23 protein-coding genes and 1 pseudogene are annotated in these 21,172 nt (G+C 60.9%); 12 read left to right on the top strand and 12 right to left on the bottom strand.

Translation table 11 applies throughout. The features are described from left to right. Position 1: 1 nt before the first annotated feature. The 3 genes from ngg (at position 2) to A462_RS22790 (ending at position 3,352) form a co-directional block, all read left to right on the top strand. On the top strand, positions 2-1,747 hold the full coding sequence (ngg, locus tag A462_RS22780; protein ID WP_008433224.1) for an N-acetylglutaminylglutamine synthetase: 1,746 nt from the start codon (positions 2-4) through the stop codon (positions 1,745-1,747). A gap of 133 nt (positions 1,748-1,880) precedes the next feature. Continuing rightward, positions 1,881-3,065: an osmoprotectant NAGGN system M42 family peptidase gene (locus A462_RS22785; RefSeq protein ID WP_003216760.1), complete on the top strand. Its 1,185-nt coding sequence runs from the start codon at positions 1,881-1,883 to the stop codon at positions 3,063-3,065. 59 nt (positions 3,066-3,124) lie between these two features. Then, the gene (locus A462_RS22790) at positions 3,125-3,352 is read left to right on the top strand and encodes a YheU family protein (protein WP_003192759.1); all 228 of its coding nucleotides are present in this window, start codon (positions 3,125-3,127) and stop codon (positions 3,350-3,352) included. 3 nt (positions 3,353-3,355) lie between these two features. Here the strand turns inward: A462_RS22790 and csrA are convergent, their stop codons facing one another. Beyond that, positions 3,356-3,565, bottom strand: a complete 210-nt coding sequence (gene csrA / locus A462_RS22795; RefSeq protein WP_008433220.1) for a carbon storage regulator CsrA — start codon at positions 3,563-3,565, stop codon at positions 3,356-3,358. Positions 3,566-3,951: 386 nt separating this feature from the next. Next, a complete protein-coding gene (locus A462_RS22800) occupies positions 3,952-4,773 on the bottom strand; it encodes an SDR family oxidoreductase (RefSeq protein ID WP_008433217.1) in 822 nt (273 codons plus the stop codon). Positions 4,774-5,102: 329 nt separating this feature from the next. Here A462_RS22800 and A462_RS33205 point away from each other — a divergent pair, with 329 nt between their 5' ends. Next, the gene (locus tag A462_RS33205) at positions 5,103-5,255 is read left to right on the top strand and encodes a DUF3309 family protein (protein ID WP_003216767.1); all 153 of its coding nucleotides are present in this window, start codon (positions 5,103-5,105) and stop codon (positions 5,253-5,255) included. 60 nt (positions 5,256-5,315) lie between these two features. Here the strand turns inward: A462_RS33205 and A462_RS22810 are convergent, their stop codons facing one another. The 5 genes from A462_RS22810 to A462_RS22830 form a co-directional block, all read right to left on the bottom strand. After that, positions 5,316-7,403: an LTA synthase family protein gene (locus A462_RS22810; protein WP_008433215.1), complete on the bottom strand. Its 2,088-nt coding sequence runs from the start codon at positions 7,401-7,403 to the stop codon at positions 5,316-5,318. Between the two features lie 396 nt (positions 7,404-7,799). Further along, positions 7,800-7,991 (bottom strand): PLDc N-terminal domain-containing protein, encoded by a 192-nt coding sequence (locus tag A462_RS22815; protein ID WP_003172956.1) that lies wholly within the window; start codon positions 7,989-7,991, stop codon positions 7,800-7,802. Positions 7,992-8,059: 68 nt separating this feature from the next. Further along, positions 8,060-8,590, bottom strand: a complete 531-nt coding sequence (locus A462_RS22820) for a hypothetical protein (RefSeq protein ID WP_008433213.1) — start codon at positions 8,588-8,590, stop codon at positions 8,060-8,062. A gap of 41 nt (positions 8,591-8,631) precedes the next feature. Next, positions 8,632-9,147, bottom strand: coding sequence for an ankyrin repeat domain-containing protein (locus A462_RS22825; protein WP_003216773.1), 516 nt, complete (start codon positions 9,145-9,147; stop codon positions 8,632-8,634). Positions 9,148-9,243: 96 nt separating this feature from the next. Continuing rightward, a complete protein-coding gene (locus A462_RS22830; RefSeq protein ID WP_008433211.1) occupies positions 9,244-11,070 on the bottom strand; it encodes a long-chain-acyl-CoA synthetase in 1,827 nt (608 codons plus the stop codon). A 398-nt stretch (positions 11,071-11,468) separates the two neighbouring features. On the opposite strand from A462_RS22830, the gene A462_RS22835 reads away from it, so the two are divergent. After that, entirely contained in the window at positions 11,469-11,747 is a 279-nt protein-coding gene (locus A462_RS22835; RefSeq protein WP_003216777.1) for a DUF3509 domain-containing protein, read from the top strand. A 54-nt stretch (positions 11,748-11,801) separates the two neighbouring features. On the opposite strand, the gene A462_RS22840 is transcribed toward A462_RS22835, so the two are convergent. From A462_RS22840 to aroC, 4 genes are all read right to left on the bottom strand, one after another. Beyond that, the gene (locus A462_RS22840) at positions 11,802-12,086 is read right to left on the bottom strand and encodes a response regulator transcription factor (protein ID WP_003216779.1); all 285 of its coding nucleotides are present in this window, start codon (positions 12,084-12,086) and stop codon (positions 11,802-11,804) included. 235 nt (positions 12,087-12,321) lie between these two features. Further along, positions 12,322-12,867 (bottom strand): 1,2-dihydroxy-3-keto-5-methylthiopentene dioxygenase, encoded by a 546-nt coding sequence (locus A462_RS22845; protein WP_008433207.1) that lies wholly within the window; start codon positions 12,865-12,867, stop codon positions 12,322-12,324. Between the two features lie 28 nt (positions 12,868-12,895). Further along, entirely contained in the window at positions 12,896-14,047 is a 1,152-nt protein-coding gene (locus A462_RS22850; protein WP_173883069.1) for an MFS transporter, read from the bottom strand. A 148-nt stretch (positions 14,048-14,195) separates the two neighbouring features. Next, entirely contained in the window at positions 14,196-15,287 is a 1,092-nt protein-coding gene (gene aroC, locus A462_RS22855; protein WP_003213122.1) for a chorismate synthase, read from the bottom strand. A 143-nt stretch (positions 15,288-15,430) separates the two neighbouring features. Between aroC and A462_RS22860 the strand changes: the two genes are divergently transcribed. Next, positions 15,431-16,393, top strand: coding sequence for an alpha/beta hydrolase (locus A462_RS22860; protein ID WP_003213124.1), 963 nt, complete (start codon positions 15,431-15,433; stop codon positions 16,391-16,393). A gap of 99 nt (positions 16,394-16,492) precedes the next feature. Next, complete coding sequence (locus tag A462_RS22865; RefSeq protein ID WP_003213127.1) at positions 16,493-17,296, top strand: hypothetical protein; 804 nt, start codon at positions 16,493-16,495, stop codon at positions 17,294-17,296. A 147-nt stretch (positions 17,297-17,443) separates the two neighbouring features. Here A462_RS22865 and prmB read toward each other — a convergent pair whose 3' ends face one another. Next, positions 17,444-18,352 (bottom strand): 50S ribosomal protein L3 N(5)-glutamine methyltransferase, encoded by a 909-nt coding sequence (prmB, locus tag A462_RS22870; protein WP_008433201.1) that lies wholly within the window; start codon positions 18,350-18,352, stop codon positions 17,444-17,446. A 240-nt stretch (positions 18,353-18,592) separates the two neighbouring features. Here prmB and A462_RS22875 point away from each other — a divergent pair, with 240 nt between their 5' ends. The 5 genes and pseudogenes from A462_RS22875 to A462_RS22895 form a co-directional block, all read left to right on the top strand. After that, complete coding sequence (locus A462_RS22875; RefSeq protein ID WP_008433198.1) at positions 18,593-19,183, top strand: cysteine hydrolase family protein; 591 nt, start codon at positions 18,593-18,595, stop codon at positions 19,181-19,183. A gap of 130 nt (positions 19,184-19,313) precedes the next feature. After that, positions 19,314-19,634, top strand: coding sequence for a hypothetical protein (locus tag A462_RS22880; RefSeq protein WP_003213133.1), 321 nt, complete (start codon positions 19,314-19,316; stop codon positions 19,632-19,634). A 75-nt stretch (positions 19,635-19,709) separates the two neighbouring features. Continuing rightward, complete coding sequence (locus A462_RS22885) at positions 19,710-20,267, top strand: Smr/MutS family protein (protein WP_003213135.1); 558 nt, start codon at positions 19,710-19,712, stop codon at positions 20,265-20,267. A 79-nt stretch (positions 20,268-20,346) separates the two neighbouring features. Next, positions 20,347-20,892 (top strand): GTP cyclohydrolase I FolE, encoded by a 546-nt coding sequence (gene folE / locus A462_RS22890; protein WP_003204506.1) that lies wholly within the window; start codon positions 20,347-20,349, stop codon positions 20,890-20,892. A 103-nt stretch (positions 20,893-20,995) separates the two neighbouring features. Next, positions 20,996-21,172, top strand: a pseudogene (locus tag A462_RS22895) (glutaredoxin); the annotation flags it as partial.

Raw genomic sequence — 21,172 nt, 5'->3', positions numbered from 1 at the left:
CATGAAACCTCATGCCACGGCTTACAGCCAACGCTTGCTGCGAGGCCAGGCGCCCTCCTACGAGCGCCTGCAAGCCCGCTTCGCCGAAGACGGCAGCGAACTGGACCCCACGCCGATTGCCGTGCATTGCGGTTGGGGCCGGCTGTTGATCGGCCACACCTTCCCGGACCCGGCGAGCCTGGCCCTGGAGTTGCTCAACGAGCAGCCCGGCGAGCGGGATATCGCGCTGTATGTGGCGGCGCCGCAGCAGATCCTCGGGATTGATCCCCAGCAGTTGTTTCTCGACCCGTCCGATACCCTGCGCCTGTGGTTCACCGACTATCGTCCGGCGACCCGAGTGTTTCGCGGGTTCCGGATTCGCCGGGTACAAACCGAGGCGGACTGGCAGGCGGTGAACCAGCTGTACCAGGGGCGCGGCATGTTGCCGGTGGACCCGGCGCTGCTCACGCCACGCCATCAAGGCGGCCCGGTGTATTGGCTCGCCGAGGACGAAGACAGCGGCGCGGTGATCGGCAGCGTGATGGGCCTGAACCACCAGAAGGCCTTTCACGATCCGGAGAACGGCTGCAGCCTCTGGTGCCTGGCGGTCGACCCGCAATGTACCCGCCCCGGGGTGGGTGAAGTGCTGGTGCGCCACTTGATCGAACACTTCATGAGCCGTGGCCTGAGCTACCTCGACCTGTCGGTGCTGCACGACAACCGCCAGGCGAAAAGTCTCTACGCCAAGCTTGGCTTTCGCGCGCTGACCACCTTCGCCATCAAGCGCAAGAACGGGATCAACCAGCCGCTGTTCCTCGGCCCTGGCCCGCAGGCGGAGTTCAATCCCTATGCGCGGATCATTGTCGAGGAAGCCCATCGGCGCGGGATCGACGTGCAAGTGGACGATGCCGATGCCGGCTTGTTCACCCTGAGCCACGGTGGCCGCCGGGTGCGCTGCCGCGAATCCCTCAGCGACCTGACCAGCGCCATCAGCATGACTTTGTGCCAGGACAAGAGCCTGACCCACAAGGTGTTCAAGGCCGCAGGCCTGAACCTTCCGGCCCAGCAATTGGCCGGCAGTGCCGATGACAACCTGGAGTTTCTCGACGAGCACCAGCGCATTGTGGTCAAGCCGCTGGATGGTGAACAGGGCCAGGGCGTGGCGGTGGATTTGCAGACCATTGAAGACGTGCAAAAAGCCATTGAAGCGGCCCGCCAGTTCGACTCGCGCGTACTGCTGGAAAGCTTCCACGAAGGCCTCGACCTGCGGATTCTGGTGATCGGTTTCGAAGTGGTCGCCGCCGCCATTCGCCGCCCGGCGGAAGTCACCGGCGATGGCCAGCATTCCATTGGCGCGTTGATCGAAGCCCAGAGCCGCCGACGCCAGGCCGCCACCGATGGCGAAAGCAAAATCCCCCTGGACCATGAAACCCAACGCACCCTGCAGGCGGCCGGCTACGACTACAACAGCATCCTGCCCCGTGGCGAACGCCTGGCGGTGCGACGTACCGCCAACCTGCACACCGGCGGTTGCCTGGAAGACGTCACCGCCATCCTCCACCCGACCCTGGTGGACGCCGCCGTGCGCGCCGCCCGTGCCCTCGACATTCCCATGGTGGGCCTGGACCTGATGGTGCCGGCCGCCGACCAACCGGACTACGTGTTTATCGAAGCCAACGAACGGGCCGGGCTGGCCAACCATGAACCGCAGCCGACGGCTGAAAAGTTCGTGGACCTGTTGTTCCCGCATAGCCAACCGACGGCGTGAATGATCGTTCCCACGCTCTGCGTGGGAACGCAGCCCGTGACGCTCCGCGTCACAAGAGAGGACGCAGAGCGTCCCATGAGGCATTCCCACGCAGAGCGTGGGAACGATCATCCTCAACTCATCAGGAGTCTTTATGACCCGAACCATCCCCGAACCGGATCTCGCTTACCTGCAAAAAGTGCTGCTGGAAATGCTCGCTATTCCCAGCCCCACCGGGTTTACCGACACCATCGTGCGCTACGTTGCCGAGCGCCTCGAAGAGCTGGGCATTCCCTTTGAAATGACCCGGCGCGGCACCATCCGCGCCACCCTCAAGGGCCAGAAAAACAGCCCCGACCGCGCCGTTTCCGCGCACCTGGACACCATCGGCGCCGCCGTGCGGGCGATCAAGGACAATGGCCGCCTGACCCTCGCGCCGGTCGGCTGCTGGTCCAGCCGTTTTGCCGAAGGCAGCCGCGTCAGCCTGTTCACCGATAACGGCGTGATCCGTGGCAGCGTGTTGCCGTTGATGGCCTCCGGTCACGCGTTCAATACGGCCGTGGATGAAATGCCCATCAGTTGGGACCACATCGAACTGCGCCTGGATGCCTACTGCGCCACCCGCGCCGACTGTGACTCCCTGGGTATCAGCGTCGGCGATTTCGTCGCCTTCGACCCGCTGCCGGAATTCACCGAGAGCGGGCATATCAGCGCCCGTCACCTGGACGATAAAGCCGGGGTTGCCGCACTGCTGGCGGCGCTCAAGGCGATTGTCGACAGCGGCCAGCCGCTGCTGATCGACTGCCACCCGCTGTTCACCATCACCGAAGAAACCGGCAGTGGTGCGGCGGCGGCATTGCCGTGGGATGTGAGTGAGTTCGTCGGGATCGATATCGCTCCGGTAGCCCACGAGCAGCACTCCAGCGAGCACGCGGTGAGTGTGGCGATGCAGGATTCCGGCGGGCCGTATGACTATCACCTGTCCCGCCACCTGCTGCGCCTGGCGGCGGAGAATGAGTTGCCGGTGCGCCGCGACCTGTTTCGCTACTACTTCAGCGACGCGCATTCGGCGGTGACCGCCGGCCACGACATTCGTACCGCACTGCTGGCGTTTGGTTGCGATGCCACCCATGGTTATGAGCGCACGCACATCGACAGCCTCGCCGCGCTGAGTCGCCTGCTGGGCGCGTACATCCTCAGCCCGCCGGTGTTCGCCAGCGATGCACAGCCGGCCAAGGGCTCCCTCGACCGGTTCAGTCACCAGATCGAACACGACACACAAATGGAGAGTGATACCCGCGTGCCGTCGGTGGACAGCCTGGTGGGCCAAAAAACCTGAGACTGGCAACTCGGATCCCGGCGCAGTAGCATCGCCGGGATTCCCTAGCCGAGGCTTGTATGCTGATTCCCTACGATGCACTTGAAGTCGACACCCTGACACGCCTCATCGAAGACTTCGTGACCCGCGACGGCACCGACAATGGTGACGACACACCCCTGGAAACACGGGTGCTGCGGGTACGCCAGGCGCTGACCAAGGGCCAGGCGCTGATTGTTTTCGACCCCGAGAGCGAGCAGTGCCAGTTGATGCTCAAGCACGATGTGCCCAAGCACCTGTTCGACTGAGACTCAAGGATTGGGCACAGGCACTGGATGGGTGTTGGCCTGCTGCCCGTGGCGACTGAGGATCTTCTGATAGACCTCCGCCCGGTGCACATTGACCCCCACCGGCGCTTCCACACCCAGCTTCACTTGGGTGCCGTTCACTTCCAGAATGCGCAAAGTGATCTGGTCACCCACCGAAATTATTTCACCTACCGCGCGGCTTAATACCAGCATGGGGTTCGTCCTTTTTAAGTTACCGAACCCCGACCATGCGCTCCCTGCCTGGCACCATCAATGGCCTTCAGGTTAAACAGGCATGCCTTACACATCAGGGTAAATTACCCTACAGACAGGCAGTGAATAATCTCGAATTACACCCAAGAACCAAACGATATGTTCAAATTTGCAGGCGCTCTCTGTGGCTAGAGAGCTTGTTGTGGCGAGGAGCTTGCTGTGGCAAGGGAGCTTGCTCCCGCTGGGTTGCGAAGCAGCCCCCAATAAGGTCAATGCATTCTTTCAGGAAGACTTGGGCGGCTTGTTTTGGGGCTGCTTCGCACCCCAGCGGGAGCAAGCTCCCTCGCCACAACAAGCCCTCGCCACATCAGGTGCTCACCTGAAATTCAACCTTTTACCGCCTGCGACTGAGCTTTCGCCCGCATCTTGTCCGCCATCACGGTCATCTCGTCATACAGCAGTTGCGGGTTCTTCTGTTTCAATGCCCAGGCCATGCGCCCCTGCTCGTGGGGCAGGATCATGAATTGCCCTTCAGCCACCTGCTGGTAGATGTAGTCGGCGATCTGTGCGGCGGTAATCGGCGAGCTTTCCAGCAGCTTGCCCACCTGGGCCTTCATCGCCGGCGTCGGCCCGCGGAACGAGTCCAGCAGGTTCGTCTGGAAGAAGGATGGGCACACCACATGCACGCCGACTTCCTGTTGCTTGAGTTCCACCAGCAGGCTTTCCGAAAGTGCCACCACGCCGGCCTTGGCCACGTTGTAGTTGCTCATGGCCGGGCCCTGCATCAGGGCGGCCATGGACGCGATGTTGATGATGCGGCCCTTGCTCTTTTCCAGCAGCGGCAGGAAGGCTTTGCAGCCCTTGACCACGCCCATCAGGTTGATCGCGATCTGCCAGTCCCAGTCTTCCAGGGACAGTTCGCTGAAGAACCCGCCCGACGCCACACCGGCGTTGTTGACGATCACGTCGATGCCACCGAACTTTTCCTCACAGGCCTGTGCGAACGCGGTGAGCTGGCTGTAGTCGCGCACGTCGCAGCGCTGGGTGAAACCGTCACCGCCGGCCTGGCGTACAAGCTTGAGGGTTTCTTGCAGGCCCGCTTCGCTGACGTCCGACAAGGCCAGTTGCCAACCCTCGCGGGCCCAGCGCAGAGCGATTTCGCGACCCAGGCCAGAACCGGCGCCGGTGATCATCATGCGATTTTGCATAGGAAAGTAGCCTTGTGGTTCACGGAAGAAGTGAGCCGCAGTGTAGCGAAGGTTTTTCCCGCACCCACGCACCATCAGACTGCTGAATGCCCCAGGCAAACCGTGGGCCGGGTCGGATAGCGGGAAACCCGCCAAGTTCCATTTATTTGAACTAAGGACAGTTATTTGCAACGGGGTTAAAGGAAATAAGCAAGTTAGCGAAAAGCTTTAAAAAAACACGGAATTTTCTGCCAAACACATGGGTCGGAGTTATTAAGGCGTCCGTATCAGTTGTCGGGCCTATTCGTTAAATAACAGGTCTTTTCAGAAGACAATAAGGAAAATAAAACATGAGCCTCATTCTTATCATTATTCTGATCCTCCTGCTGGTCGGCGGTCTTCCAGTGTTCCCTCACTCACGTAACTGGGGTTACGGGCCATCGGGTATTCTCGGTACTGTGTTGGTAGTGCTGTTGATTCTGTTGTTGCTCGGCAAGATATAACGCGTTCCAGCGTGCAAAAAAAAGAGGCCTTGAAAGGCCTCTTTTTTTATGCGCGGGTGTTTAGTCCGGCTTGCCGTCCACTACACCGGCGGTGTTGTCCAGCAGGCTCTTGGTAGCGGTCTGCAGGAACGATTCGAGCTTCTGCTTCAACGCAGCCTCGTCCGGCGACTCTGGAATCACTTTCCCGGTCGGGTTGGCGCCCAGTTCGTATTCCCACAACTTCGGCGGCATTTCCTTGGGCAGTACCAGCACGCGGTCACCGGTGAGCAAGGCGACGGTCTGGTCGCTGCCCGACGGCTTGATCACGCCAAAGCCCTTGTCACCTTCCGGCAGGTTGAGCAGGTCGCGGCCCCAGCACTGGTGCAGGGTGTCACCGCCGAGACGGCCCATGATGGTCGGCACGATGTCGATCTGGGTGCCCACGGTGTGGTCACGCTCGCCGAACTTCTCCTGCATGCCCGGTGCGATCATCAGCATCGGCACGTTGAAGCGGCCCAGGTCCATCTCGGTGATCTGCTGCTCGTTGCCGAAGCCGTGGTCGCCCACGATCACGAACAGGGTTTCCTTGAAGTACGGCTCCTTGCGGGCCTTTTCAAAGAACTGGCCCAAGGCCCAGTCGGAGTAACGCATGGCCGTCAAATGCTCGTTGAGGCTGCCACGGTCGGTGACCTTCTCGACCGGCAATGGCGTCGGCAACGCGTACGGCGTGTGGTTGGACAGGGTTTGCAGCAGCGCATAGAACGGCTTGCCGCCTTCACGTGCCTTCAACTCTTCCAGGCCACGGCTGAACATGTCCTGGTCGGACACGCCCCAGGTTGGATCCGAGAACACCGGGTTGACGAAGTCATTACGCCCGATGAAGTTGGTCATGCCCTGGTTGCTGAAGAAGCCCGACTGGTTGTCCCAGGCGAAATCGCCGTTGTAGACGTACACGTCGTCAAACTTGCGGGCGCTGAGCAACTGCGGCAGGCCCGACAGCTTGTGGCTGCCTTCCGGGGTCTGCATCAGGTATTCGAAACCCGGCAGGTTCGGGAAGCAGGCCATGGTGGCGAACATACCCTGGTGGGTGTGGGTGCCGTTGGAGAAGAAGCGGTCGAACAGCAGGCCTTCCTTGGACAGTTTGTCGAAGTACGGCGTGATATTGCCCGGGCGGCCCAGGGCGCCCACCGAGTGACCGGCGAAGCTTTCCATCAGGATAACCACGACGTTCTTGATCGGCAGGGTCTTCTCGGCCGGCGGCGTGAAGTCACGGCGTACCGCGGCGGTGTCGGTGTCGACCAGTTTCTCGGTCGGCAATACCAGCATGTCGCGCACGGTCTGGGTGGCCAGCGGCTGCTCCAGGGTGGCTTTCCAGATGTTCGAACGCTCCTCGGAGAAGCGCGATTTCGCCGCCGCAATCAGCGACAAGGTACCGTTGAGGCCCAACTGGTTGGCGAAGTTCGAGTCGGTGGTGTACACGTCGCCCCAACGCAGTGGCGGGCCCTGGCGCAGGGTGCCACGGATGGCGACCACGGCGACCAGCAGGCAGACCACGAACACCGCGATGCGCGTGTACCACGGCGCTACCTGGCGAGTGCCGATGCTGCCACCGCTGAACGGGCCGCGTGGGCGCGTTGCACGGTCGGCGCCTTTGAAGGCGATGCTCAGGATCAGCGTACCCACGGCCCAGGCCAGCAGGTAGCGCACCACCGGGAAACCGTACCAGAGCATGCTCATCACGGTTTTCGGGTCTTCCTTCACGTACTGGAAGACCAGGCCGTTGAGGCGCTGGTGGAACTCGCGGTAGAAGTCCATTTCCATCAGGCCCAGGAACAGCGCGATGCTGGACGCGACCGTCAGCCACAAGCGGAAGAACCCGCGCGCCGCCATGGCCCGTACGCTGAACAACGCCAGCAGCAGCGGCACCAGCACGTACATCACCAGGCGGATATCCAGGCGCAGGCCGTTGGCGAACGCTTCAAGGAAAGTCGAGGCCGGTGTGTCGAGGATCATCTCGCGGTTGTAGACCAGCAGCGCCAGGCGCAGCAGGGAGAACATCACCATCATGATCAAGGCACAAAGCAGCGTGTACGCCAGATGGGATTTGACGGTCGGTTGCAGCAAGCGATTAGAAGCTCGCTGCTGATTCAGGGCGTCCGGGTTTGCCATGTCGTTTTAGGACCCATTGGAAGTTTAAGTTGCGAATGAATACAGCGGCGCCCCGCCCTCGCCCAGACAGGCTGGGGTAGACGGTGAACGCAATGGCGCAAATGGTGCCCGATCAACGCCGGCAACGCCATTGATTACTCACTCCTGCAGTAGGTGGGCACTCGTTTTAGAGCACTCGACAGGGGAAATAGCCGGCGAATTGTCTTGGATGGAATGTGAAAATTTTGTACAGCGAATATCTCGAAACACAATAACGGGCGTACGGAAACAGATGTGGGAGCGGGCTTGCTCGCGAATACGGTAAATCAGTCGATACATCAGGTGACTGTTACACCGTATTCGCGAGCAAGCCCGCTCCCACACTTACTGTGCCCGCTCTGGATAGCGTTGTTTGGATCAGATCCGCACGTTACCGCGCGGCCCGGCGATCGCCCAGATGATCAAGCCCAGTACCGGCAGCAGCAGGATCAACAGGATCCACAACACTTTGGCGCCGGTACTCGCGCCGCTTTTGAACACGTTGATGATCGCCCAGATATCCAGCGCGAGGATGATCAACCCGATCAGACCATTAAAAGTGGAACCCATGGTGTCGCTCCTAAGTGAGGGCTTGCCTGCTTAGGATAGTCAGCCGTGGCCGGGGGTTCCGTTTTATTTCAGACGTGTACCGCAACCCGCAGGGCTTCCAGCGATGGTTCGCCCTTTATGCCGGTTTCGGCACACAACTCCAGCACCCGTGGCACGTCGTTGCCGTAGACCAGCACAGCCTGGATCTCGTCGTCCAGCAACTGGCTGAAGTTCATCAGCACGTAGCCGCCGTTCTCCGGGTTGAGGGCGCTCATCTGGATCTGGATGCGGTTCAGCGCGGTCAGGGCTTCGGTCTTGGCCAGTTGCTTGGGCTTGAGGTTGAACGCCACGCCGGGGCCAAAGGAGGCGACGATCTGGGCGAACAGGTCCTGGTAAGTGTCGGCCTGGAACAGCACGGTGTCTGGCAGACTGCCAACAACGATCCACTCGCCCAGGGAAATCGGGAAAGTGTCGTCGTAGTTGATGTCCGGGTTGGCGGCCAGGAAAGCGTCGGGATCGGCGTAGGCCTGGGCCGCTTCGTCAGCCACCTTGGCGATCTCGGGTTCGCTCATGCAGCCGGAGCTGATTTTGCTGATGAGTTCGACGAGTGCGGTTTTCATGGGGTGGTCCTGTGGCGGGGCTGATTTTGAGGGCGCAAAGCCTACACCAGTTTTTCCAACTGCGCCGCCGTATCCACCGCCCCCATGGTCTGCGCGGCTGCCAGCGCGGTCACGCCCTGGGCATCGGTGGCCTTGGGATTGGCGCCCTGGCTGATCAGGTAGTCCACCATTTCGGTACGGTTGAACATCGCCGCCATCATCAAGGCGGTGCGACCATCAGAGGATGCGCCTTCGACCAACGCTCCGCCTTCGATCAACGCCTTGACCACCGGCAGGTTGCCCTTGAACGCCGCGCCGGCAATCGGCAGTTGGTTCTTGTCGTTGGCAATCTGGGGGTCGGCCTTGAATTCCAGCAGCACTTTCACCGCGTCCACATGGCCATGGTAGGCCGACAGCATCAACAGCGTATCGCCATTGTGGTTGCGCAGGTTCGGCGGCAAGCCCTTGGCCAGCAACGCCGCCAGCATCGCGGCATCGCCCTTGCGCGCCACATCGAACACCTGCTCGGCAAATTCGGCGGCTTCGTCTTCGGTCATTTGTTTGGCTTGGTCTGACATGTGGGGCTCCTTGTCTGGTGTTTCATAAGGCGCCCAGTCTCGCGATGGAGTTCCCCACTGTCATGCCTTTTTTCCCAAAAGCGGCGATAGGCAGAATCAATAACGGAACTTGCCCGCCTGGATATCCGCCAACAGTTGCCCGGTGACCGGCACATAACTGTCCGACCCAGGCAGCCAGGCAAAGATCGGATCATCACCGGCCTTGCCCGGGTCGAACGCTTCCTCCTTGAGTTTCACCTTCTGGTATTTGAAGGTGCCCGTGGTTTCCATCTTCACCTTGATCCGCAGGAACAACGGCACCGCATACGCGGGCAATTGCCCGTGGGCGAAGGTCAGCAACTCGCGCATGTCCAGGGAAGCCAGGGATTCGGCAGGCGTAATGGCCGCCATGCCCGCGCGGCCGTTGGTGTTTTCAATCTCCACGCCGTAGGCCACCACTTCGGAAATCTGCGGGTGCTGCAGGAAGATGTTCTCGACTTCGGTGGTGGAGACGTTTTCACCTTTCCAGCGGTAGGTGTCCCCCAGCCGGTCAACGAATTGGGCGTGGCCAAAGCCGATATTGCGCAACAGGTCGCCGGTGTTGAAATAACGGTCGCCCTTCTCGAACACGTCGCTGAGCACCACCTTGCGGTTCTTCTCGGGGTCGGTGTAGCCGTCGAACGGTGCCTTGTCATCGATCCTGGCCAGCAGCAGCCCCTGGCCCCCCTTGGGCACTTCGCGCATGAAACCGTCGGCGCCGCGAATCGGCTCACAGCTGTCATGGGCGTAGTCCACCAGTGCCCAGTGCATCAGGGAAAAGCCGATGGTGTTGTCGAAGTTCAGCACATTGGTGAAGCCGATGTTGCCGTCACTGGCGGCGTACAGCTCGCAGATATGATCAACGCCAAAGCGCTGCTTGAACTCAGCCCAAACCCCAGGGCGCAGGCCGTTGCCGATCATCTTTGTCACACGGTTATCACGATCCTGCTCGCTCGCGGGCTGGTCGATCAGGTAGCGGCACAGCTCGCCGACATAACCCAGGGTGGTCGCATTGAATTTGCGCACATCGTCCCAGAACTGGCTGGCGCTGAACTTGCGGCGAATCGCGAACCCCGACGCCCCGGCAATCGCCGAACCCCAGCACACGCACAGGCCAGTGGCGTGATACAGCGGCAAGGTGCAATAGACGACATCCTCGGGCCCCATATCCAGGGCGATGGTGCCGAAACTGGCCGAGGACTTCATCCAGCGGCCATGCTTGAAAATGCCGGCCTTGGGCAAGCCGGTGGTGCCGGAGGTGTAGATATAGAAGCAAGGGTCGTTGAAAAAAATCTGCTGGGTGCTGGCGGGGTTTTCCACCGGGCAGTCGGCGCTGGCAGCCATCAGGTCGACGTAATCCGGCGGCACATGGCTGTGCTGCTGATCGGCAATAAACCAGGTTTTATCCGCCTCGATGGCCACCTGGCTGCGCACGGCCTCGTAGGCCCCTACCAACTCGGCTCCCACCACGATGGCCGCCGGTGCCACCAGGTTGAGGCTATGTACCAGCGCCGCCTGGGTTTGCGAGGTATTGAGCATCGCGCAAATGCCGCCCACCTTGGCCACGGCCAGTACGCTGAGCAACAACTCGGGGCGGTTCTCGATAAACAACGCCACCACGTCGCCCTTGCCGATCCCCTGCTGCTGCAGGTAGTGAGCCATGCGGTTGGCCTGCTGGTTGGCCTGGCGGTAGCTCAGCACCGTGTCGCCATACAGCAGCGCGGCGCCGTCGGGGTTGCGTTGGGTGGCTTGTTCAAAGGTCCAGCCCAGGCCGCACGGCTGGTCGGGATCGGTGATGTTGGCAACGCGGATTCCGCGCACCAGGCGCGGCAGTGCACGGACAATGGTGGGCACCTTACGCAGCATCATGCCCCAGGTGATCATGTCACTTGGCGGGTGGTTCATGGCGGGAACGTCCTTTTTCTTATTGTTCGTATGACCCTCAAGGCACCCATCGCACTGTAAGACCCGCGCCGAATGCCTTGCAGGAAAATACGCCAGCCGTTCTTCGGCTGTACACGCAGGATTTGAAAAGTTTTGTATCCCGAAAGGAAAAGGAATTTTGCGCACCGCCAGGTGGTCACTATGGAAGACCTGCCTTGCGTGCCAGCGGTGAAACACTTGGCAAAACCCCGCAAAATGCAGGATGCACGATGGCCATTCATGCAAATTGCACGAAACTGAAATTCTTAAAATTTTATAACTATTTGATTTATAAGGATTTTTTAAGATAGTCAGTACTGGCACAATCACTGCACCTATCACTCCACGCTGCAAAACATGAGCTAACGGAGCTGATAGACATGAGCCTGATCCAAGATAAATTTTCTTCTGTGTTCTCCAATTTCGACGTCACCACCCAGGCGCGTCCTGATGGCGGCATCCTGCTGACCTTGCGTAACAGCGAAGGCAAGCAGATCAAACGTTCGATCTCTTATCAGCAACTGCACACGGCCGACCAACTGACGTGGGTCATCAGCGCCATTCGCCGCGACCTGGCTGAACAAGCCAGCGACCTGCCACAGATTTCGATGCTGCAAAGCCAGAACCGCTTTGCCCTGCCGACCTACCATTCGGCTTGACCGTCATGCAGGACCCGAACAGGTCGTGGTGCCGTTGCGCACCACGGCCTTTTTTTATTTGCACAATCCCTGTTTCACCGCCTCGTTCACGGCCTGGACCCGGTTAGTCACCTGCAACTTGCCGTAGATGTTGCGCAGGTGAAACTTCACCGTGGCCTGGGAGATGGAGCGAATCCTGCTGATTTCCCACACCGTCTTGCCCTCGACCGCCCAATGCAGGATTTCCCGTTCCTTTGGGGTCAGGGGTTTACCCGACAACATCGCACGCGCCTTGCGGTTGGCAACCGGCGCGCTGTCCGTTTGCGTGGACGGTTGTTCCTGTGGCTCCGAACCGCTCATGCAGGCCCCTCTCTTCATATAGGTCTTGTAACGCCCGAAGTCGGATTACTCCTATTGACAGGCGAATAAATATTGAGACCAGAGAGAGTTACACAAAGAGTGGAAGTAACAAGTAAGGTCAACGATAAACAGCTGTTACCCACAAAACTTCAAGTTTATTCCTACAGCGATTTCCAACCTGAAGGAATTGAAGTTAAAAAAATGCCCCCTGTTCAGGAGGCATTGCCGGACGAACTTAGTCATCAAGCCGAGGAAAACCCTCGGCGATCGCGTCGCCCGTCAGCATGACCGCCAGCCCTTCAGGATCACTGAACAGGCGGATCGCCACAAAGTGCGGGTTCTCCCCCATATCAAACCAGTGCGGGATGCCGCTCGGCACCAAGATCAGGTCGTTTTTCTCGCAGAACACCGCGTACACATAATCTTCGATGTGCAAGGTAAACAGCCCACGACCCGCTACGAAAAAACGCACGTGGTCTTGGGCCATGCGGTGTTCGTCGAGTCGCTCGGCGCGCAATTGGGCTTTCTGCGGGTGATCGTTGCTGACGCGGAGCACATCAACGGTGGTGTAGCCGCGCTCGGTCATCAGCTTGTCGATGGGCGCCTGGTAGGCGGCGATAATCTCAACCTCGCTGGCCCCGGGCTCAAGTCGGGTAGTCGCCTGCCAGCGATCGAACCCCACACCCAGCTCGGCCAGGGTCGAGGCGATATCGTCCTGGTGAGTCAGGACCTTGTTCGGGGTGTCGGGGGTGCAGACGTGGTAAACCGCGAGATAGCTCATCAAACTCTTCCTCTGTCACGGGAGCCGCTCATGGCCGCTCCTCTTGCAATCGAATGCCAATGATTAGGGCGGCGGCCAGGGCCGCGACGCTGGCAATGCTGAAGGTCAGGGTCGGCCCCAGCAGGTTCCAGCTGTAACCTGAATAGAGTGCGCCCAGCGCACCGCCGGTACCGGCCAGTGCCGCATACAGTGCCTGGCCCTGCCCTTGCTGGCGAGCACCAAAGCTGCGTTGCACGAACTGGATGGCCGCCGCGTGGAAGCTGCCGAAGGTCGCCGCGTGCATCACCTGCGCCAGCAACAGCACCCAGAAGAATTCGGCAAAGGAGCCCAGCAGCAACCAGCGCAGTGCGGCCAGCAGGAAACTCGCCATCAACACCCGGCGTACCGAAAAGCGCGTGAGAATCCGGCTCATGGCCAGGAACATCAAGACTTCCGCCACCACGCCCAGCGCCCACAACATGCCGATCACGCCACGGCTGTAACCGAGGTGTTCAAGGTGCAGGGTGAGGAAGGTGTAGTACGGACCATGGCTCATCTGCATCAGCGCCACACACGCATAGAACGCCAGCACGCCGGGGCTGCGCAGTTGCCGCAAAAAGCCGTCACCGGCCAGGCGATTCCCCTGGCTCAGGGGCTGCGCATTCGGCACCCAGAGGCTGGCGCCGATGATGCCGGCCATGATCACCACGACCACCACCGGGTAGATATCCAGGCTCAGCCAGTCGAACAAGCGGCCCATGATCACCACGGTGAGGATAAAACCGATGGAGCCCCACAACCGCACCTGGCTGTAGCGCGAGGTCTGGCCTTGCAGGTGCGCGAGGGTGATGACTTCAAACTGCGGCAGGACCGCGTGCCAGAAGAACGCGTGCAAGGCCATCACCAGCGCCAGCCAGGCGTAGGTCTTGCTGACAAAGATCAACGAGAAACTCACCAGGGTGCACACCGCGCCAAAGCGCACGATGGCCAGGCGCCGGCCGGTGTAATCCCCCAGCCAGCCCCACAGGTTGGGTGCCACGCAGCGCATCAGCATGGGGATGGCCACCAGCTCGCCGATGCGCGCGCTGGAGAACCCAAGGTGATCGAAGTACAACGCCAGGAACGGCGCCGTCGCCCCCAGCAGGGCGAAATAGAACAGGTAGAAGCTGGAGAGTCGCCAGTATGGAAGGCCTTGCGTCAGCATAAGTGACTTGTGGCGAGCGAGCTTGCTCGCGCTGGGGCGCGAAGCGCCCCCACTCGAAGCGCCGCAGTTCTCCAGGTCCTACCGGGTTGCAGGCTTTGGGGCCGCTGCGCAGCCCAGCGCGAGCAAGCTCGCTCGCCACACACGGTCACAGCTGGCCCAATACCGGAGTACTGACTTTTACGTCGGCGTTTTGCCCACGATGGCGCAGCAGGTGGTCCATCAACACGATGGCCATCATCGCTTCGGCAATCGGCGTGGCGCGGATGCCGACGCAAGGGTCGTGACGGCCCTTGGTGATCACGTCCACCGGGTTGCCGTGCACATCGATCGAACGGCCTGGCGTGGTGATGCTGGACGTCGGCTTGAGGGCCAGGTGCGCAACGATCGGCTGGCCGGAGGAAATGCCGCCGAGAATGCCGCCGGCGTTGTTGCTGAGGAAACCTTCCGGGGTCAGCTCGTCACGGTGCTCGGTGCCACGCTGGGCCACACAATCGAACCCGGCGCCGATTTCCACGCCCTTGACCGCGTTGATGCTCATCAGCGCGTGGGCCAGTTCGGCATCGAGGCGGTCGAAGATCGGCTCGCCCAGGCCCGGCATCACGCCTTCGGCAACCACGGTGATCTTGGCGCCGACGGAATCCTGGTCGCGGCGCAACTGGTCCATATAGGCTTCCAGCTCCGGCACTTTATCCGGGTCTGGGCAGAAGAAAGCGTTGTCTTCGACGCTGTCCCAGGTCTTGAACGGGATTTCGATCGGGCCCAGCTGGCTCATGTAGCCGCGGATCACGATGCCCTGGGTCGCCAGGAACTTCTTGGCAATCGCACCGGCCGCCACGCGCATCGCGGTTTCCCGCGCCGAGCTGCGGCCACCGCCACGGTAGTCGCGCTCGCCGTATTTGTGGTGGTAGGTGTAGTCGGCGTGGGCCGGGCGGAACAGGTCCTTGATCGCCGAGTAGTCCTTGGACTTCTGGTCGGTGTTGCGAATCAGCAGGCCGATGGCGCAGCCGGTGGTGCGGCCTTCGAACACGCCGGAGAGGATTTCGACTTCGTCGGCTTCCTGGCGCTGGGTGGTGTGGCGGCTGGTGCCGGGCTTGCGGCGGTCGAGGTCACGCTGCAGGTCTTCCAGGGACAACTCGAGGCCCGGCGGGCAGCCGTCGACAATGGCGACCAACGCCGGGCCATGGCTTTCGCCCGCGGTGGTAACAGTGAACAGCTTGCCGTAGGTATTGCCGGACATGCAGGGCGCTCCGTGAAATCAGTTGAATCAAGTCAACCGTAATAACTTAAGGCGGCCAGTATACGCAGGCTAACCGACTAGTTCATCCTCGAAACCTTACCGGTAGACGTTGGTCCAACCGGCACCTTCCTCATGATGGCGCGATGATGCTGCGAGTTCTGCTTTTGACCCTCACTCTGTTTTCCAGCCTTGGCTTCGCCGCCTCCCCTGTCGTGCTGCAACGGCCCATCAGCCTGGACACCGGCAGTGGCGAGCTGTTTGGTTCGCTGTTGTTGCCCAAATCCGACAAGCCGGTGCCGGTGGTGCTGATCATCGCCGGCTCCGGGCCCACCGACCGCAACGGCAACAGCGCCGACGGCGCACGCAACGACAGCCTCAAGCGCCTGGCCTGGGTGCTGGCCAGGCACAACATCGCCAGCGTGCGCTACGACAAGCGCGGCGTGGCCGCCAGCCTTGCCGCCACCCCCGATGAACGCAACCTGACCCTGGATGCCTACGTGTCCGACGCCGTGGCCTGGGGCAAGTTGCTCAAGGCCGACCCACGCATGGGCCCGCTGATTGTGCTGGGCCACAGCGAAGGTGCGCTGGTGGCCGCCCTCGCCGCCCCGCAGCTCAACCCGGCCGGGGTGATTTCCCTGTCGGGCAGTGCGCGCCCGGTGGACCAGGTGATCCGCCAGCAACTGGCCGACCATATGCCTCCAGCGCTGTTACTGCGCAGCAACCAGATTCTCGATCACCTCAAGGCCGGCCAGGTGGACGCCGATGTGCCCACCCCCCTTGAGGGCATTTTCCGCCCCAGCGTGCAGCCCTATCTGATCAGCCTGTTCCGCGCCGACCCTTCGGCGGCCTTTGCCAAATTGACCATGCCGGCGCTGATCGTCCAGGGCACCAATGACCTGCAGGTCGGCGTGGCCGATGCGCAACAACTGCAGAAGGCCAAGCCCGACGCCGAGCTGACGGTGATCGAAGGCATGAACCACGTGATGCGCATCGTGCCCAACAACGTGAAGCAGCAACTGGAGTCCTATAACGACCCGCAGTTGCCGCTGGCGGCTGAACTGGGCACCCGCCTGGTTCGCTTTATCGACGGACTTCGCGCCAGTTAAGCGAGTATTGCCCTCCAGTCCTGAGCAAAACGGCCGATAAGCCATGGGTCGACAGCAAAAAGCCTGTCGGCCCGCAGAGCTTGGACAGGATCGCGCCGAATGACGAACACCGAAGCAACACCCGAACCTACCGCCGACACCACGGCTGACACCGAGGCCGCCGCATCGGCCGCGTTACCGTGGGCGGAGGTGCAGGCCGAACATTTCAAGATGCTGCGCCTGGCCCCTTTGGCCACCGACCGTGCCACGGGCGTGCGGCCCCTGCGCTTTGTGCAGTTTGGCTGGGCCGAACGCAACAACAAGGACCACAGCCTGCTGCGCATGGTCATTCAGTTGCCGGGCCAGCGGGTGCGCCGGGAACAGAACCATTTGGATATCTGGGTCGATCACGCGACCCATCGGGTGCACTTTGGCCCGGGCAACAGCCTGGAGATCGAGCCGGCTAACCGCGGCATCGGCCGTTTCCTGGTAGCCCAGGGCGCCGCCTGGGCGAAAAAGAAGTGGTCGCACTACCGCGTCGACGGCGTCGACCTGGCCAACAAGGACGCCCTCAACGAAGCCACGCGCCTGCGCCGGGATCACTTCCTGCGTATCCAGGGCTTTGATGTGGCGTACGCCGATGTCCAGCATTTGAAGGGCAACGTGCAGCCGGGCAAGGTCAGCGATGTGCTGGACAGCTGGAACACCGAAAAGCTGCAGTTCGTGGAGATTCTGGAAGCGGCGCAGATGCTGCAACAGGCCGAGCAGAACCTGGCGGAACAGGAAGTGAAACTGCGCAAGGAAGAGGAAAAAGTCACCAAGTTCAAGCGCGAAGACAGCGGGTTGCGCTTCACGATTACGTGCCTGGTGGCGTTTACCGTGTTTCAGGCGGGGTTGTTGATCTGGATTGCGACGCATCGGTAATCCGGTTTATCAATTGAAACCGGATCAAAATGTGGGAGCGGGCTTGCTCGCGAATGCGGTGTGTCAGTCACCGGATATCTTGACTGAGCCACCGCATTCGCGAGCAAGCCCGCTCCCACACTGACCGCGTTACCCACTTGGAAGCGGTTAAATCCTGGCGGCAAACACCGCCTGATGCGCCCGGCACTGCTCGGCCGTCAACATGAACACGCCATGCCCGCCGCGCTGGAACTCCAGCCAGGCGAAGTCCACTTCGGGGTACAACGCCTCGACGTGAACCTGGCTGTTGCCCACCTCGACAATCAGCAAGCCCTTCTCGGTCAAGTGATCTGCCGCCTCGGCCAGCATCCGCCGAACCAGGTTCAAGCCGTCGTCACCGCAGGCCAGGCCCAGCTCCGGCTCGTGCTGGTATTCATCCGGCATGTCGGCAAAGTCTTCGGCGTCGACATACGGCGGGTTGGACACGATCAGGTCAAAACGCTGGCCCGGCAAACCATCAAAGCCGTCGCCCTGAACGGTATACACGCGCTCATCGACGCCATGGCGCTCGATGTTCTGGTTGGCAACCTCCAGCGCTTCGAAGGACAGGTCGCCCAGTACCACTTCGGCGTCCTGGAACTCGTAGGCGCAGGCAATACCGATGCAACCGGAACCGGTGCACAGGTCCAGAATGCGCGCCGGCGGTGTGCCCAGCCACGGTTCGAAGCGGTTTTCGATCAGTTCGCCAATCGGTGAGCGGGGAATCAATACACGCTCATCAACGATAAACGACATGCCGCAGAACCAGGCTTCCTTCAACAGGTAAGCGGTCGGCACACGCTCGTGGATACGGCGGTGCAGCAACCGTTGCACGTGGGAGATTTCCTCTTCTTCCAGGTTGCAATCCAGGTAACTGTCGGCAATTTCCCATGGCAGGTGCAAGGCGCCGAGCACCAGTTGCCGGGCTTCGTCCCAGGCGTTGTCGGTGCCATGGCCAAAAAACAGGTCTTCCCCATGGAAACGGCTGACGGCCCATCGGATGTGGTCGCGCAAGGTGCGCAGGCGGGAAGTGATCACGGGGGCAAGCTCCTGGAAAAAACGACCGGCGATTCTAACAGTCTTAAGCTGTACCGACGATGTACGAAAAAACCCTTTGCCGCACGTCGGATTTCATCTTAAACGTGGTTTTTGCCTAAACGTAGTGCCCTATTGACATCGCTGCACGCCAACAACGGCGTACCTTACGATGGTAGCGATTCACAGAAGCGCTCAGCCAGAGGACAATGTCACAAAAGCCCCACTCACAGGAGCCCCAGAATGTCCGTTCCAAAGACGATGTTTCAACTCAGCGGTCGTGGTTACGCAGCGGCGAACCTGAACCATGCGACCCTCGTGATCATCGACGCCCAGAAGGAATACCTCAGTGGTCCCCTCGCCCTCTCGGGCATGGACGCTGCTGTCGAAAATATCAAGCAACTGGCGGCTGCCGCGCGCAACGCCGGGCGCCCGATCGTGCATGTGCGCCACCTGGGCACTGTCGGCGGGTTGTTTGACCCTCAGGGCGAGCGCGGTGAGTTCATTCCTGGCCTTGAGCCACAGGCCGACGAAACCATCATCGGCAAGCTGCTGCCCAGCGCCTTCCACGGCACCGGCCTGGAGAAACACCTGCAAGACCTCGGTTCCCTGGACCTGATCGTCTGCGGCTTCATGAGCCACTCCAGCGTCAGCACCACGGTGCGTGCGGCAAAAAACCTGGGCTTTCGCTGCACCCTGGTGGAAGACGCCTGCGCCACCCGCGACCTGCCTTACAAGGGCGGCATCCTCAGCGCCGACCATGTGCAGCAGACTGAAATGGCCATCATGGCTGACAACTTCGCCACCCTCGCCTTGACCAAAGATCTGATCTGATCGACCTTCGATGAGCGGGTAGCCGCCCGCTCATCCGCAAATACCTGTCATTTGCTGCAATTGCCTCTGTACCCGGAACAACCTGTGTATCTTCCGGTCGAAGGGCCGATACCCTGGAGGAAAGGTCGGAATGAAGATATCCGATGGTTTTGATGCTCGTCGCTTGCGCCCCAAGGGCCCGAGCAACTGGCGTCTGCGCATCGGCGCCGGCTTTGCCGCGCTGTTGGCGATAGGTGGCGTACTACTGGCAATTGCTGGCGGCGCTGGTTTGGTTGGACACTCACCGGCCCTGGGCGAGCTGAATGCCAGCCCTGGCGGTTCTGCAATACTCTTGGTCATCGGCCTGCTGGTGCTGTGGTTCGGCGTATGGCTGTGGCGCCGTTGCCGTCGGCGCATGCGCCAACCGCTGTCACTGAACATCGCTTCGCACCTGATGAAAAAGCACGACTGATGGCGTACAGATAGCGTTTGTTGCGCATCAAGCCGCCGCGATTAGGTAAACTGCCCGCCCTTCGCGGAGGCTGACATGCAAGACGACGATTTTTCCCTATTCAAGAACGAGCTGCGCGGCGTCAAGCCGATCAAGCATGATCGCGCCGACACCGGCAAACCCAAGACCGATCGCGCCCAGATCGCCAAGCTGCGCCAGGCCGCGACCGTGCGCACGGACGCCACCACCGTGGACGGCCTGTCGGATCAATTCGTTATCGATGTAGGTCCCGAAGACGAGTTGATGTGGGCCCGCGACGGCGTGCAGGAAAGCCAGATGCGCAAGCTCAAGGTCGGCCAGATCCCGTTCGAGGGCAGTCTCGACCTGCACGGCATGACCGTCGAAAAAGCCCGCGAAACCCTCTGGGCGTTCCTCGCCGAAGCCACCAAATTCGAAATCCGCTGCGTGCGCGTCACCCACGGCAAGGCCGTGCGCCTGGACGGCAAGCGGCCGATGATCAAAAGCCACGTCAACACCTGGTTGCGCCAGCACTCCCAGGTGCTGGGTTTTACCTCGTGCCAGCCACGTCACGGCGGCGCTGGCGCGGTGTATGTGATGCTCAAGCGCACCATGATGGAAGGCCGCGACGAGTAACAAGTGCCATCGTCAGGCTTGCAGCGATGTGTTGGCCGCCGTACCCTTGCCCTTTGCGAAAATCCCACTAGGTAGTTTCATGTCCCTGGAACAGAATTACACCGCGATTCTCGGCCAACTCGGCGAGGACGTTTCCCGCGAGGGCCTGCTCGACACGCCAAAACGTGCCGCCAAGGCCATGCAGTATCTCTGCCGCGGTTATGAACAGACCCTCGAAGAAGTCACCAACGGTGCCTTGTTCAGCTCTGACAACAGCGAAATGGTGCTGGTCAAGGACATCGAGTTGTACTCGCTGTGCGAACACCACCTGCTGCCGTTCATCGGCAAGGCTCACGTCGCGTATATCCCGAGCGGCAAAGTGCTGGGCCTGTCGAAGGTCGCGCGTATCGTCGATATGTATGCCCGCCGCCTGCAGATCCAGGAAAACCTCAGCCGCCAGATCGCCGATGCGGTCCAGCAGGTCACCGGCGCCCTGGGCGTTGCAGTGGTGATCGAGGCCAAGCACATGTGCATGATGATGCGCGGTGTGGAGAAGCAGAATTCGTCGATGATCACGTCGGTGATGCTGGGTGAGTTCCGCGAAAACGCGGCGACCCGCAGCGAGTTTCTCAGCCTGATCAAGTAATACGCGGCACCTGGAAAAACCGGCGTTCATCGCCGGTTTTTTTTCGCCTGTGAAAAATCAGGTAAGCTGCGCCCCCTTAAGTCTAGGGCAAGAGGTTTCAGCCATGTTCGTCAAAGCACTTCGAGTGGGCCTCGGCCACGTCATCATCGCCGGCGACTTCCTGACCCGTCCGCGCAAAAAGCAGCGCCCTGCCGAACAACAGGCGCAGGTGAACGCAGCGGCCAAGGACCTGACCCTGTATCAATTCCACGCCTGCCCGTTCTGCGTGAAGACCCGCCGC

Origin of the sequence: Pseudomonas sp. Ag1 (assembly GCF_000278565.1) — a bacterium.
Lineage (GTDB): Bacteria > Pseudomonadota > Gammaproteobacteria > Pseudomonadales > Pseudomonadaceae > Aquipseudomonas.
The sequence above is the reverse complement of the archived record's forward strand: the minus strand, read 5'-3'. Positions and strand labels throughout refer to the sequence as shown.

What these genes read in the sequence shown, in the direction of transcription:
- ngg (WP_008433224.1), top strand. Translation starts at nt 2, where the DNA reads ATGAAACCTCATGCCACGGCTTACAGCCAACGCTTGCTGCGAGGCCAG.
- A462_RS22785 (WP_003216760.1), top strand. Translation starts at nt 1,881, where the DNA reads ATGACCCGAACCATCCCCGAACCGGATCTCGCTTACCTGCAAAAAGTG.
- A462_RS22790 (WP_003192759.1), top strand. Translation starts at nt 3,125, where the DNA reads ATGCTGATTCCCTACGATGCACTTGAAGTCGACACCCTGACACGCCTC.
- csrA (WP_008433220.1), bottom strand. Translation starts at nt 3,565, where the DNA reads ATGCTGGTATTAAGCCGCGCGGTAGGTGAAATAATTTCGGTGGGTGAC.
- A462_RS22800 (WP_008433217.1), bottom strand. Translation starts at nt 4,773, where the DNA reads ATGCAAAATCGCATGATGATCACCGGCGCCGGTTCTGGCCTGGGTCGC.
- A462_RS33205 (WP_003216767.1), top strand. Translation starts at nt 5,103, where the DNA reads ATGAGCCTCATTCTTATCATTATTCTGATCCTCCTGCTGGTCGGCGGT.
- A462_RS22810 (WP_008433215.1), bottom strand. Translation starts at nt 7,403, where the DNA reads ATGGCAAACCCGGACGCCCTGAATCAGCAGCGAGCTTCTAATCGCTTG.
- A462_RS22815 (WP_003172956.1), bottom strand. Translation starts at nt 7,991, where the DNA reads ATGGGTTCCACTTTTAATGGTCTGATCGGGTTGATCATCCTCGCGCTG.
- A462_RS22820 (WP_008433213.1), bottom strand. Translation starts at nt 8,590, where the DNA reads ATGAAAACCGCACTCGTCGAACTCATCAGCAAAATCAGCTCCGGCTGC.
- A462_RS22825 (WP_003216773.1), bottom strand. Translation starts at nt 9,147, where the DNA reads ATGTCAGACCAAGCCAAACAAATGACCGAAGACGAAGCCGCCGAATTT.
- A462_RS22830 (WP_008433211.1), bottom strand. Translation starts at nt 11,070, where the DNA reads ATGAACCACCCGCCAAGTGACATGATCACCTGGGGCATGATGCTGCGT.
- A462_RS22835 (WP_003216777.1), top strand. Translation starts at nt 11,469, where the DNA reads ATGAGCCTGATCCAAGATAAATTTTCTTCTGTGTTCTCCAATTTCGAC.
- A462_RS22840 (WP_003216779.1), bottom strand. Translation starts at nt 12,086, where the DNA reads ATGAGCGGTTCGGAGCCACAGGAACAACCGTCCACGCAAACGGACAGC.
- A462_RS22845 (WP_008433207.1), bottom strand. Translation starts at nt 12,867, where the DNA reads ATGAGCTATCTCGCGGTTTACCACGTCTGCACCCCCGACACCCCGAAC.
- aroC (WP_003213122.1), bottom strand. Translation starts at nt 15,287, where the DNA reads ATGTCCGGCAATACCTACGGCAAGCTGTTCACTGTTACCACCGCGGGC.
- A462_RS22860 (WP_003213124.1), top strand. Translation starts at nt 15,431, where the DNA reads ATGATGCTGCGAGTTCTGCTTTTGACCCTCACTCTGTTTTCCAGCCTT.
- A462_RS22865 (WP_003213127.1), top strand. Translation starts at nt 16,493, where the DNA reads ATGACGAACACCGAAGCAACACCCGAACCTACCGCCGACACCACGGCT.
- A462_RS22875 (WP_008433198.1), top strand. Translation starts at nt 18,593, where the DNA reads ATGTCCGTTCCAAAGACGATGTTTCAACTCAGCGGTCGTGGTTACGCA.
- A462_RS22880 (WP_003213133.1), top strand. Translation starts at nt 19,314, where the DNA reads ATGAAGATATCCGATGGTTTTGATGCTCGTCGCTTGCGCCCCAAGGGC.
- A462_RS22885 (WP_003213135.1), top strand. Translation starts at nt 19,710, where the DNA reads ATGCAAGACGACGATTTTTCCCTATTCAAGAACGAGCTGCGCGGCGTC.
- folE (WP_003204506.1), top strand. Translation starts at nt 20,347, where the DNA reads ATGTCCCTGGAACAGAATTACACCGCGATTCTCGGCCAACTCGGCGAG.